Origin of the sequence: Paraburkholderia sp. Cy-641, from assembly GCF_011752945.1 — a bacterium.
GTDB lineage: Bacteria > Pseudomonadota > Gammaproteobacteria > Burkholderiales > Burkholderiaceae > Paraburkholderia.
In genome coordinates this window covers 13,325-27,692 of sequence record NZ_VWWM01000014.1, presented here as the reverse complement: position 1 = coordinate 27,692, position 14,368 = coordinate 13,325, and the positions used below count along the sequence as shown (strand labels likewise).

Here is a 14,368-nt window from a genome sequence, read left to right as displayed (position 1 = left end):
CCATGAGCGAGACCCTGATTAACCTCGAATTCACGCTGAACGGCGAGCGCGTGCGCGCCAACGTCGCGCCCCATCTGACGATTCTCGAAGTGCTGCGCAACGAGTTCGGCCTGTACGGTGCGCGCGAAAGCTGCGGCCAGGGGCTGTGCGGCTGCTGCACGGTGCTCGTGAACGGCGAGAGCGTGTCGGGCTGCCTGTACCTCGCGGCGATGGCGAACGGCGCCGAAGTCACGACCGTCGAGCATCTCGATGCGAACGGCGCGCTCGATCCGATCCAGCAGGCGTTCATCGACTGCGGCGCGTTCCAGTGCGGCTTCTGCACCTCGGGCTTCCTGATGATGAGTCGGCAACTGCTCGCCGAGAATCCCGATCCGACCGAGGCGGAGATTCGCCACTACCTGTCGGGCAATCTGTGCCGGTGCGGGGCCTACCCGGAGATCATCGAGGCGGTGAAGCTCGCCGCGCAGCGCCGCAAGGAGACGGCGTCCGCGTAAACCGCCCGCACGCGCGACAACAAGAACATCCGCACGTGCTGCATCGGGCGGGAGCCGGCGCCGGCGCGCCGCTTCCCGCCACTCCCCGCCGTTCCCGGAGACAACCACCCATGCCTTCTTCCGCCAACGGACGCGGCGAGCGCGCCCGCGCGACTCCGCCATCCGCGGGCAGCGCACCCGCGCCCGTCTGGTATCGCTCGATCAACCGCCAGCAGTGGAGCGCGCTGATCGCGTCCAATCTCGGCTGGTTTTTCGACGGCTACGAAACCTATGCGCTGATCCTCACGGTCGGCGGCGCGCTCGCGCAACTGCTCGCGCCGTCGCTGCATCCGCAGATTCCGTTCTACGCCGGCCTCGTGATCGCGCTGACGCTGCTCGGCTGGGGGCTCGGCGGCCTGATCGGCGGCGTGCTCGCGGACTACATCGGCCGCAAGCGCATGATGATGTTCGCGATCCTCGCGTATTCGCTGACCACGGGCCTCTCGGCGTTCGCGTGGGACTGGCTCTCGTTCGCGATGCTGCGCTTCGTCGTCGGGCTCGCGATGGGCTCCGAGTGGGCGACCGGCACCGCGATGACCGCCGAAATCTGGCCCGACCAGCATCGCGGCAAGGGCGCGGGCCTCATGCAATGCGGGCTCGGCACGGGCTTCTTCGTCGCCTCGTTCGTGTGGCTCTTCATGAGCCACAGCGGCGAACACGCGTGGCGCTATATGTACCTGATCGGCGTGCTGCCGGGACTCGCGACGCTGTGGATGCGCTCGGGTATTCCGGAATCCGAACAATGGGAACGCGTCGATCGCGAACGCCGCGAGTCGCTCAGGCGCAAGCGCGCCGGCGAGCGGCTCGGCGAAGACCAGCAGGCGCTCGCGCGCTTCACGCTGCTCGACCTGTTCGCCTCGAAGGAGCTGCGCCGCCGCACCGTGATCGCGGTGCTGATGTCGCTGTCGACGACGCTCGGCTGGTGGGGCATCTCGACGTGGGTGCCGCCGTATATCGGCTCGGTCGCCGCGCATGCGGGCCTTTCCGCGCCGACGTGGGCGAGCTATGCGGGTATGGCGTACAACGTCGGCGCGATCGCCGGCTATATCGGCCTCGGCTTTCTCGCCGACGCTTTCGGCCGCCGCCGCATCACGTTCCTGTTCTTCGTGATGGCGTTCGTGCTGACGCCGGTGCTGTTCCTGTGGACGCACGAGATCGCCGTGCTGCTCGCGGTCGCGTGCGTCACGGGCTTCTTCAGTCTCGGGCAATATACGTGGCAGCCGACGTGGTTGCCCGAGCTGTACCCGACGCGCGTACGCGGTACCGCGATCGCGTTCTGCTTCAACGTACCGCGTTTTCTCGCGTGGACCGGGCCGCTCGTCGCCGGCACGCTGATCTCGCGCTTCGGCGGCTACGGCCACGCGGCGGTGACGGTCGGCTTCATTTACGTGATCGGCATCGTACTCGCGCCGTTTCTGCCCGAGACGCGCGGCCAACCTCTTCCTGAACAGGTGTGACTATCATGCAATTCATCCAGTCGAAAGACGTGCCGCCGCCCGGCGGCCACTACTCGCAGGCCGTGACCGCCAACGGTTTCACGTTCGTCTCGGGGATGCTGCCCGGCCCCGGCGTCGCCACCGACGGACCCGACAACTTCGAGCGCCAGGTGCGCGCGGTGCTCGCGCATTGCGAGAACGTGCTGAAGGCGGCCGGCAGCGACATGCGCGACGTCGTGCAGTGCATCGCCTATATCGTCGGCATCGACTATTGGCCCGAGTTCAACCGGATCTACGCCGACGTGTTCGGCGATCACAAGCCGGCGCGCGCGGTCGTGCCGGTGCCGGAACTGCATCACGGCTTTCTCGTCGAGGTGCAGATGGTGGCCGTGGCGCGGAACTGACGGCGCGTACGCGAGGAGCGAGGAGAGAGGCGATGGAGAGTATCGACGTCGAGGTGCTGCGGCATTGCGTCGACTGGCTCGGGCGCGGCCACCGCGTGGTGCTCGCGACGGTCACGCGCACGTGGGGTTCGAGCCCGCGGCCGGTCGGCGCGATGCTCGCGCTGCGCGACGACGGCGTCGTATGCGGTTCGGTGTCGGGCGGCTGCATCGAGGACGACCTGATCGACCGCATGCGCCGCGCGCCGCTCGTCACGCATTTGCCGGAGCGCGTGACCTATGGCGTATCCGCCGACGAAGCGCGGCGCTTTGGCCTGCCGTGCGGCGGCACGATGGAACTGGTGCTGGAGCCGCTTGATGCCGACGCGCAGGCCGACGCGCAGGCGCCGGCCGGCATCGGCACGCTGGCAGCGCGCATCGGCGGCGGCGAACGGGTGGCGCGCGAACTCGATCTGGCGAGCGGCCGCGCGCGGCTGCGGCCCGCGCGTGCCGACGAGCAGTTGCGTTGCGACGCGCATACGCTGACGACCGTGCATGGGCCGCGCTATCGGCTGCTGCTGATCGGCGCGGGCGATCTCGCGCGTTTTCTCGCGACGATCGCGGTGGGCCTCGGCTATCAGGTGACGGTCTGCGATCCGCGTGAAGAGTATGCGGACGACTGGGACGTGCCGAACGTGCGTCTCGTGCGCACGATGCCCGACGATACGGTGCTCGCGATGAAACTCGACGGCCACAGCGCGGTGGTTGCGCTGACACACGATCCGAAGCTCGACGATCTCGCGCTGATCGATGCGTTGCAGACCGAAGCGTTCTACGTCGCCGCGATCGGCTCGCGTTCGAATAGCGCGAAGCGGCGCGAGCGTCTCAAACTGTTCGACGTCAGCGAGGCGCAGCTCGCGCGCTTGCGCGGTCCCGCGGGACTGTCGATCGGCAGCCGCACGCCGCCGGAGATCGCGGTGTCGATCGCGGCCGAGTTGACCGCGGCGAGGAATGGTGTCGCCGCGCGGACGCCTGTCGAGCGCGAAAGGGAAACGCGGGCGTACGAGCCGGACGAAGCCGTGTGTCCGGCGCTGCTCGAACTCGAAGCGGCCGGTTGACTCACGCGCCGTTCGTCGTGCTTCAGGTCGCCGTACTTCAGGGTTTGCCCGAGTGCGTGAATGTCCACCACTCGCGGCGCAGCGCGTCGCGCAGAATCTTGCCGCGTGCGTTGCGCGGCAATTCGTTCACCAGATAAATCTGGCGCGGCTGTTTTTCGCGCGGCAGTTTGGCGCGGCACAGCGTGACCAGTTCCGCGATCTCGATCTTCATGCCCGGATGCGGCACCACGAAGCACACGGGCTCCTGTCCGTAGATCGGATCGGGCACGCCGACCGCCACCGCGTCCTGCACGGCGGGATGTTCGAGCAGCAGGTCCTCGATTTCCTGCGGCAGCACCTTCACGCCGCCGCGAATGATCAGATCGTCCATGCGGCCCGAGACGACCACGAAGCCTTGCGTGTCGATGCTCGCGACGTCGCGCGTGGCGAGCGGCGCGCCGCGGATCGGCTCGATCCGATGCGCGTCGTTCAACAGGCCGAGTGCGAGTTTCTCGCCCGCGACGACCACCTGGCCCGGCGTGCCGGGCGCGCACGGCGCACCGTTCGGGTCGACGACCGAGAAGCCGATATGCCCGACCGGATAGCCGACTGTGCCGAACTTGCGGCGCGTATAGCGGTTGCCGCACATCCATCCCGCTTCCGACGACCCGTACAGGTTCAGCACGCGAATCCCGTAGTGCGCCTCGAAGCGCGCCCATTGCACGGTCGACAGCGGCGCGGTGCTGCAGGTGATCGCGCGCAGCGACGCGAGCTTGCCGCCCTCGATGTCGACCGGCGCTTCGAGCAGCAGGTTCAGCACGGTCGGCACGCCGGCGCTGACGCTCACGCGATGCGTGGCGATCCACTGTGCGAAGCGGCTGCGCGAGAAGCTGCGCGCGACGCACAGCGTCGAGCCGAGTTGCAGGAACGGAATCAGGCTCAGGATCTGCGCGGAATACCAGTCGAACGAGCGGTATTCGAGCGTGCGGTCGTCGGCCGTGAGCGCAAGCAGGTCGATGGTATCGAGGCCGTTGTACCAGTAGCTCGCATGATCGTAGACGACGACCTTCGGCACGCCCGTGGTGCCGGATGTGCAGCACATCGCGGCGATTTCGTCGATGCCGCCGGGTTCGTCGGTGTCGGGTAGCGGCGTATCGTCGTCATGGTTCGATGCCGTGGCGAGGGGCGTGGTCACGAAGCGCAGTTGCGCTTGCGGGTCGTCCACATTCGTGTCCACATCTGCATCCGCATTCGCGGGCCACGCGCCAAAGCGCACGATGCGCGCGCCGCTCGTGGGCAGGACGGTTTCGTCCGCGTGCTCAGCGATCAGCACGAACGCGGGATCGATGCGATCGAACACGCGCTGTGCGCCGTGCGCGCCGAGGAACGCGACATCGAGCGGACAGACGATCGCGCGCAGCCGCCACAGCGCGAGCCACAGCAGCAGCTTCTCGATGCCCTCGCTGCCGGCCAGCACCACGCGCGCGCCGCGTGTGACGTTTGCGCGTTGCAACTGGCGCGCGAGCGCATCGACGTACTGCGCGAGTTCCGTGAAGTCGATCGACAGATTGCGCTCGACGTCGACGAGCGCCGTCTTGTGCGGCGTGCGTTGCCGGTGCGCGTCGAGCAGCGCGCCGACGCGCGCGAACGGCAACGCGACGGTCATGCGGTCTCGGTGCGCGCGGGGCGGGCCGCCACCGGTTCGGCGAGCGTCTCGAGCGCCCATTCGCGGAATAGCTCGACTTTCTTGAGCTTGGCCTTGTCGATTGGCGAGGCGATGAAATAGGCGGAATTCGATTGCACGCGCACGTCGAACGGCGCGACCAGCGCGCCGCTCGCGAGATCGGCATCGACGAGCGGCGAGCGGCCGATCGCGAGTCCGACGCCATTGACCGCCGCCGCGAGCGACGTCAGTTGCAGATGGAACACCGCTTCGCCCGCGAATTCGACGGGCTCGCGCACGGCCGCTTCGAGCCAGCTAGGCCAGTCGTCCTGGTACATCGAATAGAAGTAGGTGCGGATCTGCCGGAAGCGCGCAAGACCCTCGGCAATCGTATCGAATGGTCCGGCTTCCGCGAGCGCGCCCGGCGCGCACACGGGGAAAAACGTCTCGCCGTGCAGGCGGTCGGCGCGCACCGAGGCCCAGCGTCCCGAGCCGTAGCGGATCGCGACGTCGTAGCTGTTGCGCTTGAATTCGTCGAAGTTCGAGCTGGTCGCGAGGTGTACCGTGATGTCCGGATGCCGGCGCTGGAAGTCGGGCAGCTTCGGAATCAGGCACTTGATCGCGTAGGTCGGCAGGCTCGCGACCGTTAGCACTGCGCTCGGTTTTTTCTTGCGTGCGCGGTCGGTCGCCATCGACAGCAGATTGATCGCCTCGTGTACCGACTGCAGGTATTCGCGCGCCGCTGGTGTTAGCGAGAGCACGTTGCGACGGCGTACGAACAGTTTGATGTCGAGCCGCTCTTCGAGCGTCTTGATCTGATGGCTGATCGCGGTTTGCGTGAGTTCGAGTTCCTGCGCCGCGCGCGTGAAACTGAGGTGCCGCGATGCCGCTTCGAACGCGAGCAGGCTCTGCAGGGATGGGATGTACGGTCTCATGCGATGTCAGGCCGGATCACATTCGGAAGGTCGGATTATAGTCGGTTTGAGATTAACGTACGTAGCGGTGCGCACACAAGACGGAGCGCGAAGACGCAGCGCGCGCGCCGCGGCGAGGCTGCCTCGCGAGGGGGGATAATCGCGCACGGCAGAGCATGAAAGAAACTCATCCCCTCTATGAAAGAGGATCGTTTGCACGATGTGCATCGATGCTGCAATGTTGCGCCTACGATGCCGCGCTTGAGCCACTTTCACGCGGACGACCCCACAGAACCGGTATCAGCGAGATCAAGGAGACAACACCGTGAGTCAAACGGCGAAAGCCCATTCACTGGACCTGCGCGCATGGCTCGACGAGGCGCGCGCGCTCGGCGAATTGACGGAAGTATCGGGCGCGGACTGGAACCTCGAACTGGGCGCGATCAGCGAGCTGAACGTGAAGAAAGAGCGCCCGAGCGCGCTGCTTTTCGACGATATCCCAGGCTATCCCAAGGGTTTTCGCGTAGCGACCTGCACGACCGCGAGCCCGGCGCGCCTCGCGTCGATCCTGCGCCTCGCCGGCGGCGAATCGCACAAGGCGCTCGTGCAGACGCTGCGCGGCAAGCCCAAGCAATGGCAAAGCCAGGCCGAGGGGTACGACCCGGTCGTCGTGAACGACGGCGCGGTGTTCGAGAACGTGCAAAGCGGTGACGACGTCGACCTGTTTTCGTTTCCGTCGCCGCTGTGGCATGAAAAGGACGGCGGCCGCTATATCGGCACCGGCTGCATGGTCGTCACGAAAGACCTCGACTCCGACTGGATCAACGTCGGCACCTATCGTGTGATGATTCACGACCGCAATCACGTTGGCCTCGACATGATTCCGGGCAAGCACGGCGCGATTCAATACGACAAACATATGAAGGCCGGCAAGCCGTTTCCGGTCGCGATCGTGATCGGCTGCGATCCGCTCGGCTACCTCGTGTCGGGCATCGAAGTGCCGTTCGGCATGTGCGAGCTGAACTACATCGGCGCGATTCTCGGCAAGCCGGTCGAAGTCGTGAACGGCCAGTTGACCGGCCTGCCGTTCCCGAGCGCCTCGGAGATCGTGATCGAAGGCTATGCGCATCCGGGCGACGAGCGTATCGAAGGGCCGTTCGGCGAATTCCACGGCTATTACCCGGGCAAGGCGGAGACCGCGCCGGTCGTCACGATCGAGCGGATTTACTACCGCAACCAGCCGATCATCATGGGCAGCCCGCCGGCCAAACCGCCCAACGACTACTCGTACTCGAAGGCGGTGATGCGCTCGGCGCTGCTCGTCGACGCGTTGCAGGCCGCCGGCGTGCCCGACGTCGAAGGCGTGTGGGCGCACGAGATCGGCGGCGCGCGCATGTTCAACGTCGTGTCGATCCGCCAGCGCTATGCGGGCCATGCGCGCCAGGCCGGGCACATCCTGAACCAGTGCGGCGTCGGCGCGTATATGTCGCGCTACACGATCGTGGTCGACGAAGACATCGATCCGTCGAATCTGCAGGAAGTGATGTGGGCCGTCGCGACGCGCTCCGATCCGGACCTCGACATCGACATCATCAAGCGCGGCATGGGCTCGAAGAACGATCCGATGTCGATCGCGTATCCGTACAAGGCGCCGTTCAATTCGAAGGCGATCATCGACGCCTGCCGTCCGTACGACTTCATCAAGGAGTTTCCCGAAGTGGCCGAGGCGAGCAAGGAATTGCAGGAAAAGGTCCGCGAAAAATGGCGGCACGTGCTCGACTGAGCATGCGCGAGCCGCAATGAACGCGGCGCCGGGAGCCGGCGCCGCCACCACCCGTCATACCGGTTCTCCCATATCGCGCCCATGAGGCCGGCGAGAGAGCCTGTCGTCCGCAGTACAAGGAGATTTGCAATGGAACTGACCGGCGAACGCATTTTGCCGCTGCCGCGCGAGCGCGTCTGGGACGCATTGAACGACCCCGAGATACTGAAGGTATCGGTGCCCGGCTGCGAGTCGCTCGAACGCGTCGACGACACGCACTACAAGGTCGTGATGGCCGCTGCCGTCGGGCCCGTGAAGGCGCGCTTCAACGGCAAGCTGACGCTCACCGATCTGCGCGCGCCGGAAGCCTATTCGCTGAGCTTCGAGGGCTCGGGCGGCGCGGCCGGCTTCGGCAAGGGCACCGCGCAGGTCGAACTGGCGCCGGAAGGCAGCGGCACGAAGCTCGTGTATCGCGCGAATGCCCAGGTGGGCGGCCGGCTCGCGCAGGTCGGCGCGCGGCTGATCGACGGCGTCGCGAAGAAGATGGCCGAAGAGTTTTTCGGGCGCTTCACCGAAGCGCTCGCACCGGAGATGCCGGCCGAGGCCGTGGTTGACGGCAGTGCCGACACGGCAGACGCTGCAGCCGCCGGGGCAGCGCAAAGTACCACGCCGCATGCGGCCGCCACGGCCGCGGTGGCATCGAGCGCGCGCGCGGCGGGCGGCGGCAGCAGCAAGCTGTGGCTATGGGCAACACTCGGCGTGGTGGTGGCCGTGGCTCTCGTGTACGCCTTCCATTGATGCACTCTTCACCGGCGAGTCCACGATGCACGATCTGACTTCATCTGAGCACTCGCGCGGCAACCGGGCACGCCGCATCGTCGTCGGCATCAGCGGCGCGTCGGGGGCGATCTACGGTGTGCGGTTGCTCGCGATGCTGCGCGCGGCCAACGTCGAGTCGCACCTGGTGGCGAGCCGCTCGGCCCAGATCACGCTCGCCGACGAACTCGGCATGACGCTCGCCGACGTGAAGCAGCTCGCCGACGTGCATTACCCGAATGCCGACATCGGCGCGGCGATCGCGAGCGGTTCGTTTCGCGTCGACGGGATGGTCGTCGCGCCGTGCTCGATCAAGACGCTCTCGGAGATCGCGACCGGCTGCACGAGTTCGCTGCTGTCGCGCTCGGCCGACGTGATGCTGAAGGAGCGCCGCCGTCTCGTGCTGATGGTGCGCGAAACGCCGCTGCACGCGGGGCATATCCGCAGCATGGGCGCGGTCACCGAGGCGGGTGCGATCGTCTATCCGCCGGTGCCCGCGTTCTATGCGAAGCCGGCGTCGCTCGAGCAGATGGTCGATCAGACGCTCGGCCGCGTGCTCGACCTGTTCGACATCGATACCGAAGCGGTGCGCCGCTGGCAGGGTCTCGCCGATTCGTTCGCGGGCGCGCGTGGCGCCGAGGCCGACTGAGCGGCGGTAGCACGGATGGCACAAACGACGACATAAGCGACGGTACAAGCGACGGATTCGGTCCGCCACTCAACCGGGACAGCAGAACAACGATTACTGGAGACACAGATGCGGGACAGCAGAGTCTTAAATGCGCAGGCGGGCTCGCAGCCCACGCCGCGCGACAACATGGCCGGCAGCGCGGAGGCGGCCGCCGCCTCCGGCCAGCAGGCGGCCGAACTGCTCGCGCGCATCGAAAGCGTGCCGTTTTCGCGCTGGCATACGAAGGCGCGCGTCGTGATCGGCAGTTCGACGTTCTTCGATGCGTTCGACGCGCTCTCGCTCGCGTTCGTGCTGCCGGTGCTGGTCGGCCTGTGGCAGATCAAGCCGCTGCAGATCGGCTTTCTGATCGGCGCGAGCTATATCGGCCAGTTCATCGGCGCGCTCGTGTTCGGCTGGTACGCCGAGCGCTCGGGCCGGATTCGCAGCGCGACGGTTTCGATCGCGATCATGTCGGTGATGAGCCTCGGCTGCGCGCTGTCCGGCAACATTCCGATGCTGCTCGCGTGCCGCTTCATCCAGGGCATCGGCGTCGGCGGACAGATGCCGGTCGCGGCGACGTACATCAGCGAACTGTCGAATGCGCACGGTCGCGGCAAATATTTTCTGCTCTACGAAATGCTTTTCCCGGTCGGCCTGATGGCGGCGGGGCAGCTCGGCGCCTGGCTCGTGCCGGCGGTCGGCTGGAAGGTGATGTTCTGGATCGGCGCGGTGCCGGGCCTGATGATCGCGTTCTTCGTGTCGCGGCTGCCGGAGTCGCCGCGCTGGCTGATCGGCAAGGGACGCTACGCGGAAGCCGAAGTGGTCGTGCGCAGCATGGAAGCGAGCACGCCGCGCCGCATCCTGGCGGCGGGCGGCCCGAAGGTGAGCGCAGCGAAGCTCGCGCCGACGGGCAAGAAGGCCGGCTGGCGCGAACTGCTTTCGCCGTTCTATCGCGGCCGCACGCTGATCGTGTGGGTGCTGTGGGCGACGGCGTTCTTCATTGCGAACAGCCTGAACAACTGGCTGCCGACACTGTATCGCACCGTCTATCAGTTGCCGTTGCAATCGGCCTTGCGCGCGGCGTCGATGACCAACATCGCCCAGGTCGTGCTGCTGCTCGTGTGCGCCTATTCGATCGACCGCATCGGCCGCCGCAACTGGACGCTCGCGGCGTTCTGCGCGGGCGGCGCGCTGTCGGTCGCGCTGGGCCTGTTCGCCGCCCACAGCGTGTGGGGCGTGATGGTGATGGGCACGCTCACTTACGGGCTGATCGGCTCGATCAACGCGGTGCTCTATCTGTACACGCCCGAGGTCTATCCGACGCGGATGCGCGCGACCGGCACCGGCCTCGCGACGTCGTGGCTGCGGCTCGCGTCGGCGGTGGGCCCGACGCTCGTCGGTCTGCTCGTGCACACCGAGGGCACCGGTTCGGTGTTCCTGATGTTCGCGGCAGTCAGCGCGGTCGGCGCCCTGGCCGCGACGGGCATGATCGAAACGCGCGAGCGCAGCCTCGAAGAGATCGCGCCCTGATCCGAGTGCGTATCCGCACTGAGTGAGCTTGTATCTGAGCTGTACCTGAGCCGTACCGGCGCCGCCCTGTCGCGCGGCGCCAGCCATACCCCTACCCCGAAAAAAAGAATCTGCCCGCCCCGTTGCCGCAACGGGGCGCGGCAGCGCGCGCTCGCGCGCAACCCCGGCGGCGATGCCACGACATCGTCCGCCGATGCACAACAACGATCTGGAGACTCTCGCGATGACAAGGAAGAACGGCAGCCGGTTGGCGAAGTACGCGCGCATGGCGCTCGGCATGGGTTTATTGACGGGGGGCGCGGCGTACGCGCAATCGTCGGTGCAGTTGTACGGGATCGTCGGCACGTATGTCGGCAGCGTCAAGCACAGCAGCGGGCCGGCGGCCGCGGTCACGCTGGGCGGCGGCGGCCTGACGACGTCGTTCTGGGGGCTGCGCGGCTCCGAGGATATCGGCGGCGGCAACTCGGTGGAGTTCGCACTCGAAAGCTTCTTCCAGCCGAACACGGGCGCGATGGGCCGCACGCCGGCCGATCCTTTCCTGTCCCGCAACGCGTACGTCGGCGTGTCGACGCACTACGGCAAATTGTGGCTGGGCCGGCAGACGAACCCGACCTACATCAACATGCAGTTGCTGAACCCGTTCGGCGCGTCGGTGGTGTTCTCGCCGATCGTTCTGCAAACCTTCGTGGCGACGTTCAACAACACGGTGATCGGCGACACCGTCTGGGACAATGCCGCGCAATACCAGACGCCGAATCTGGCCGGGCTCACCGCCTCGGCAATTTATGGGTTCGGCGGCGTCGCGGGCGCGAACGGCATCGCCAATCTCGGCTTGCACGCGAAGTACGTGAACGGGCCGTTCCTCGCGGCGGTGTCGTTGCAGCGCGTGCGCACGCCGGTTACCGCGCCGGTGTCCGAGCAGGACATGTGGATGGGCGGCATGACGTACAACTTCAACATCGCGAAAGTCTATGCGCTGGCCGAGGGGGCGCAGACCTACGGCAAGCCGGCGAGCGCGCACACGTACATGCTGGGTCTGTCGGCGCCGATCGGCGTGGGCTCGGTGCTCGCCGAGTGGGCGCGCACGACGCGCAGCGCGCCGCTCAACGTGCGCACGATGCGTAACACGGGCTCGATCGCCTACGATTACCCGCTGTCGAAACGCACCGACGTGTATCTCGTGGGCATGTACGACAAGACGAGCGGCTACGGTTCGGCGACGACGACGGCATTGGGTCTGCGGCACGCATTCTGAGCGTGCCGTCGTGCCGATTCAGGGACTTCGAACTCACGGAGCAAATATGGCAATCGATCAGACCGTCGTGTCATCTTTCACGCCTACGGGCAAGGTGCGCGCGTCGATCAATCTCGGCAATCCGATACTCGCGAACCAGGACCCGGTGTCCGGCGAACCGGTGGGTGTCTCGGTCGATCTGGCGCGTGCGTTTGCGACGCGCCTGAACGTCGAACTGGAACTGGTGGTATTCGATGCGGCGGGCAAGTCGGTGCAGGCGGTCAGCGACGAGCAGGCCGACTTCGGTTTCTTCGCGATCGATCCCCTGCGTGGCGAGAAAATCGCGTTTACCGCGCCGTATGTGCTGATCGAAGGCTATTACCTCGTGCGCGACGATTCGCCGATTCGCTCGAACGAAGAGGTCGATCGTGCGCATAACCGGGTGGTGGTCGGCAAGGGGAGTGCGTACGATCTGTTTCTGACGCGCGCGTTGAAGGACGCGCGGATCGTGCGCGCGCCGACTTCGCCGACTGTGGTGCAGACGTTCGTCGAAGAGCAGGCGGAAGTGGCGGCGGGCGTGAAGCAGCAACTCGAAGCGGACGCGCGGCAAGTTGGCGGATTGCGGTTGCTCGGCGAGCGCTTCATGGTGATTCAGCAGGCGATGGGTGTGCCGAAGAGTCGCGGCGAGGGCGCGGCCCAGGCGTTGCGGGCGTTCGTCGAGGAGATGAAGGCGTCGGGTTTTGTCGCCGAAGCGCTGGCGCGGCATCGGATCGGTGGGGCGTCGGTGGCGCCGTTGGTGGGGTGATTGGAGAGGCACCTGCCGTTGCTGAGGTTGGCGGCGGCAGGGGCATCAATTGCTGTGTATTGGTGGTTTTTTATCGTCTCATGCGGGAGTGCCGCCAAAGTCTCATCAGGATCGAGTACGCCATGATGGTAACGATCAGGTCGATGAGCATCATGGAGAGGATATAGAACAGTTCGTAGTCGGCAACGCCGAATGCTTCTGAGATCACGATTAAATAGTGTTGCTGCTGCAATGTCATTGGCATCGGGTAGGTGTGGACGTACCGGATTGCCAAGAAATATAAGGTACAGAACAGCAGTACTTTGGTGGTTTTACGGACAAGTTTTGCCATTTGCAATTGTCTTGTTCCAGCCATGTAGTGCGCTGGCTGTGAATCAGCGCGCTACATGGCGGAGATTTTTTATTTCTTCTTGCGGTAGTGCAGCCAAAGTCTCAGCAGGATCGAGTACACCATGATGGTAACGATCAGATCGATGAGCATCATGGCGAGGATATAGAACAGTTCGGTATCGGCAACTCCGAATGCGTCCGAGATCACGATCAGTTCTTGTTGCTGCTGCAACGTCATTGGAATCGGATAAGTGTGGACGTAGCGGATCGCTAAGAAATACAGTCCACAGAACAGCAGCACCTTGGCGACTTTACGGGCAAGTGTTGCCATTTGTAATGACCTCGATCCAACCATATGCATGTATGTCTGAGTTGCCAACCCGGATAGTTCCAGTTCGCAGCAGCGCTTGTCGAAGATTGTGGAAGTCCACGCGGCTTTGCAGTGTGATGCATCCGTACGAATGCCCACCTCCTCCGGCCGGATGTAGCCTGAAATTGCCGCGTCTCACACCGTTCACCCACGTCCAGTCATCAATCAAATTATCGTTCCTGTACAGCGCGAACCAATCAGTATGGCGAGTTGGAGCACCGAGAGCAGCGTTCCATTTGTCTTTGAAATAGGCCTCCGCTTTTGAACCGAAGCCGCCACTAGGCCGATCGATGATCCAATATTTCCCGGAGGGCAAAGGTCCATTATTTGCTATAGCAGTGCATCCCCCTCGGTTGCGGTAAATACCATCGCCCGAGAACGCTGGAAACGACCCGATACCCTTCATGTCCAGATGCAAAACCGGCTTGTTATCAACAACGAATTTTCCCTGTAACGGCATAGATTCCTCGAAAGTGACGATCGCTCTATCAGAGAAGGCGAGCCTTGTCTGAAGGAAGCGTTCGCTACGCTGCCACAGTGATGCAGGGTCGTGAAGGGACGCAAGTCAAGGAAAGATACGAATTAACAATAATTAAAGAATACGTAGCAAATATCAAAACGTTCCCATACGTATCTTGAAATTGGCCGGAGCGTTGCTTCACTGTTTTCCTGGATCAGTTAGAAAGCCGAAGGGGAGTCGACTGTCTCCGCTTTCAGAGTTGTCTGATTCCAATGGGCATCTTTTTTCGAATCATAGCTTCCAGCGTGTGTCCTCATGTGATGTGGTACATGTATGACGCATGCAAGGCGATACAGTCTGGACGATCT

At 64.8% G+C, this 14,368-nt stretch carries 15 protein-coding genes; 10 read left to right on the top strand and 5 right to left on the bottom strand.

The genetic code is table 11. The annotated features are described in order from the left end of the window. Positions 1-2 precede the first annotated feature (2 nt). The 4 genes from F3J20_RS09175 to F3J20_RS09160 all read left to right on the top strand — a co-directional run bounded on the left by F3J20_RS09175 (position 3) and on the right by F3J20_RS09160 (position 3,467). On the top strand, positions 3-494 hold the full coding sequence (locus F3J20_RS09175) for a (2Fe-2S)-binding protein (RefSeq protein ID WP_167043359.1): 492 nt from the start codon (positions 3-5) through the stop codon (positions 492-494). Between the two features lie 110 nt (positions 495-604). Then, complete coding sequence (locus tag F3J20_RS09170) at positions 605-1,990, top strand: MFS transporter (RefSeq protein ID WP_167043357.1); 1,386 nt, start codon at positions 605-607, stop codon at positions 1,988-1,990. Positions 1,991-1,995: 5 nt separating this feature from the next. After that, the gene (locus tag F3J20_RS09165; protein ID WP_167283225.1) at positions 1,996-2,373 is read left to right on the top strand and encodes a RidA family protein; all 378 of its coding nucleotides are present in this window, start codon (positions 1,996-1,998) and stop codon (positions 2,371-2,373) included. Positions 2,374-2,405: 32 nt separating this feature from the next. Beyond that, positions 2,406-3,467, top strand: coding sequence for an XdhC family protein (locus F3J20_RS09160; protein ID WP_167283224.1), 1,062 nt, complete (start codon positions 2,406-2,408; stop codon positions 3,465-3,467). Positions 3,468-3,504: 37 nt separating this feature from the next. On the opposite strand, the gene F3J20_RS09155 is transcribed toward F3J20_RS09160, so the two are convergent. Beyond that, positions 3,505-5,112 (bottom strand): fatty acid--CoA ligase family protein, encoded by a 1,608-nt coding sequence (locus tag F3J20_RS09155; protein WP_167283223.1) that lies wholly within the window; start codon positions 5,110-5,112, stop codon positions 3,505-3,507. Beyond that, entirely contained in the window at positions 5,109-6,044 is a 936-nt protein-coding gene (locus F3J20_RS09150) for a LysR substrate-binding domain-containing protein (protein ID WP_167283222.1), read from the bottom strand. Before F3J20_RS09150 ends, F3J20_RS09155 begins: the two co-directional genes overlap by 4 nt. A gap of 304 nt (positions 6,045-6,348) precedes the next feature. Here F3J20_RS09150 and F3J20_RS09145 point away from each other — a divergent pair, with 304 nt between their 5' ends. The 6 genes from F3J20_RS09145 (at position 6,349) to F3J20_RS09120 (ending at position 12,840) form a co-directional block, all read left to right on the top strand. Next, positions 6,349-7,806: a UbiD family decarboxylase gene (locus tag F3J20_RS09145; protein ID WP_167043348.1), complete on the top strand. Its 1,458-nt coding sequence runs from the start codon at positions 6,349-6,351 to the stop codon at positions 7,804-7,806. Positions 7,807-7,935: 129 nt separating this feature from the next. Next, positions 7,936-8,583, top strand: a complete 648-nt coding sequence (locus F3J20_RS09140; protein ID WP_167043346.1) for a carbon monoxide dehydrogenase subunit G — start codon at positions 7,936-7,938, stop codon at positions 8,581-8,583. Between the two features lie 25 nt (positions 8,584-8,608). Then, a complete protein-coding gene (locus F3J20_RS09135; RefSeq protein WP_167283221.1) occupies positions 8,609-9,250 on the top strand; it encodes a UbiX family flavin prenyltransferase in 642 nt (213 codons plus the stop codon). 108 nt (positions 9,251-9,358) lie between these two features. Further along, positions 9,359-10,801 carry an MFS transporter gene (locus F3J20_RS09130; protein ID WP_240162740.1) on the top strand — a complete coding sequence of 481 codons (1,443 nt, stop codon included), beginning with the start codon at positions 9,359-9,361 and terminating at the stop codon, positions 10,799-10,801. Positions 10,802-11,024: 223 nt separating this feature from the next. Continuing rightward, positions 11,025-12,056, top strand: coding sequence for a porin (locus tag F3J20_RS09125; RefSeq protein WP_240159012.1), 1,032 nt, complete (start codon positions 11,025-11,027; stop codon positions 12,054-12,056). A gap of 46 nt (positions 12,057-12,102) precedes the next feature. Next, the gene (locus tag F3J20_RS09120) at positions 12,103-12,840 is read left to right on the top strand and encodes an ABC transporter substrate-binding protein (RefSeq protein WP_167043340.1); all 738 of its coding nucleotides are present in this window, start codon (positions 12,103-12,105) and stop codon (positions 12,838-12,840) included. A 70-nt stretch (positions 12,841-12,910) separates the two neighbouring features. On the opposite strand, the gene F3J20_RS09115 is transcribed toward F3J20_RS09120, so the two are convergent. From F3J20_RS09115 to F3J20_RS09105, 3 genes are all read right to left on the bottom strand, one after another. After that, positions 12,911-13,171, bottom strand: a complete 261-nt coding sequence (locus F3J20_RS09115) for a hypothetical protein (RefSeq protein WP_167283220.1) — start codon at positions 13,169-13,171, stop codon at positions 12,911-12,913. A gap of 69 nt (positions 13,172-13,240) precedes the next feature. Continuing rightward, entirely contained in the window at positions 13,241-13,501 is a 261-nt protein-coding gene (locus tag F3J20_RS09110; RefSeq protein WP_167283219.1) for a hypothetical protein, read from the bottom strand. Next, positions 13,482-13,946, bottom strand: coding sequence for a DUF2778 domain-containing protein (locus F3J20_RS09105; RefSeq protein ID WP_345889855.1), 465 nt, complete (start codon positions 13,944-13,946; stop codon positions 13,482-13,484). The genes F3J20_RS09110 and F3J20_RS09105 overlap by 20 nt, the downstream gene beginning before the upstream one ends. Positions 13,947-14,368 lie beyond the last annotated feature (422 nt).

What these genes read in the sequence shown, in the direction of transcription:
- F3J20_RS09175 (WP_167043359.1), top strand. Translation starts at nt 3, where the DNA reads ATGAGCGAGACCCTGATTAACCTCGAATTCACGCTGAACGGCGAGCGC.
- F3J20_RS09170 (WP_167043357.1), top strand. Translation starts at nt 605, where the DNA reads ATGCCTTCTTCCGCCAACGGACGCGGCGAGCGCGCCCGCGCGACTCCG.
- F3J20_RS09165 (WP_167283225.1), top strand. Translation starts at nt 1,996, where the DNA reads ATGCAATTCATCCAGTCGAAAGACGTGCCGCCGCCCGGCGGCCACTAC.
- F3J20_RS09160 (WP_167283224.1), top strand. Translation starts at nt 2,406, where the DNA reads ATGGAGAGTATCGACGTCGAGGTGCTGCGGCATTGCGTCGACTGGCTC.
- F3J20_RS09155 (WP_167283223.1), bottom strand. Translation starts at nt 5,112, where the DNA reads ATGACCGTCGCGTTGCCGTTCGCGCGCGTCGGCGCGCTGCTCGACGCG.
- F3J20_RS09150 (WP_167283222.1), bottom strand. Translation starts at nt 6,044, where the DNA reads ATGAGACCGTACATCCCATCCCTGCAGAGCCTGCTCGCGTTCGAAGCG.
- F3J20_RS09140 (WP_167043346.1), top strand. Translation starts at nt 7,936, where the DNA reads ATGGAACTGACCGGCGAACGCATTTTGCCGCTGCCGCGCGAGCGCGTC.
- F3J20_RS09135 (WP_167283221.1), top strand. Translation starts at nt 8,609, where the DNA reads ATGCACGATCTGACTTCATCTGAGCACTCGCGCGGCAACCGGGCACGC.
- F3J20_RS09130 (WP_240162740.1), top strand. Translation starts at nt 9,359, where the DNA reads ATGCGGGACAGCAGAGTCTTAAATGCGCAGGCGGGCTCGCAGCCCACG.
- F3J20_RS09125 (WP_240159012.1), top strand. Translation starts at nt 11,025, where the DNA reads ATGACAAGGAAGAACGGCAGCCGGTTGGCGAAGTACGCGCGCATGGCG.
- F3J20_RS09120 (WP_167043340.1), top strand. Translation starts at nt 12,103, where the DNA reads ATGGCAATCGATCAGACCGTCGTGTCATCTTTCACGCCTACGGGCAAG.
- F3J20_RS09115 (WP_167283220.1), bottom strand. Translation starts at nt 13,171, where the DNA reads ATGGCAAAACTTGTCCGTAAAACCACCAAAGTACTGCTGTTCTGTACC.
- F3J20_RS09110 (WP_167283219.1), bottom strand. Translation starts at nt 13,501, where the DNA reads ATGGCAACACTTGCCCGTAAAGTCGCCAAGGTGCTGCTGTTCTGTGGA.
- F3J20_RS09105 (WP_345889855.1), bottom strand. Translation starts at nt 13,946, where the DNA reads ATGAAGGGTATCGGGTCGTTTCCAGCGTTCTCGGGCGATGGTATTTAC.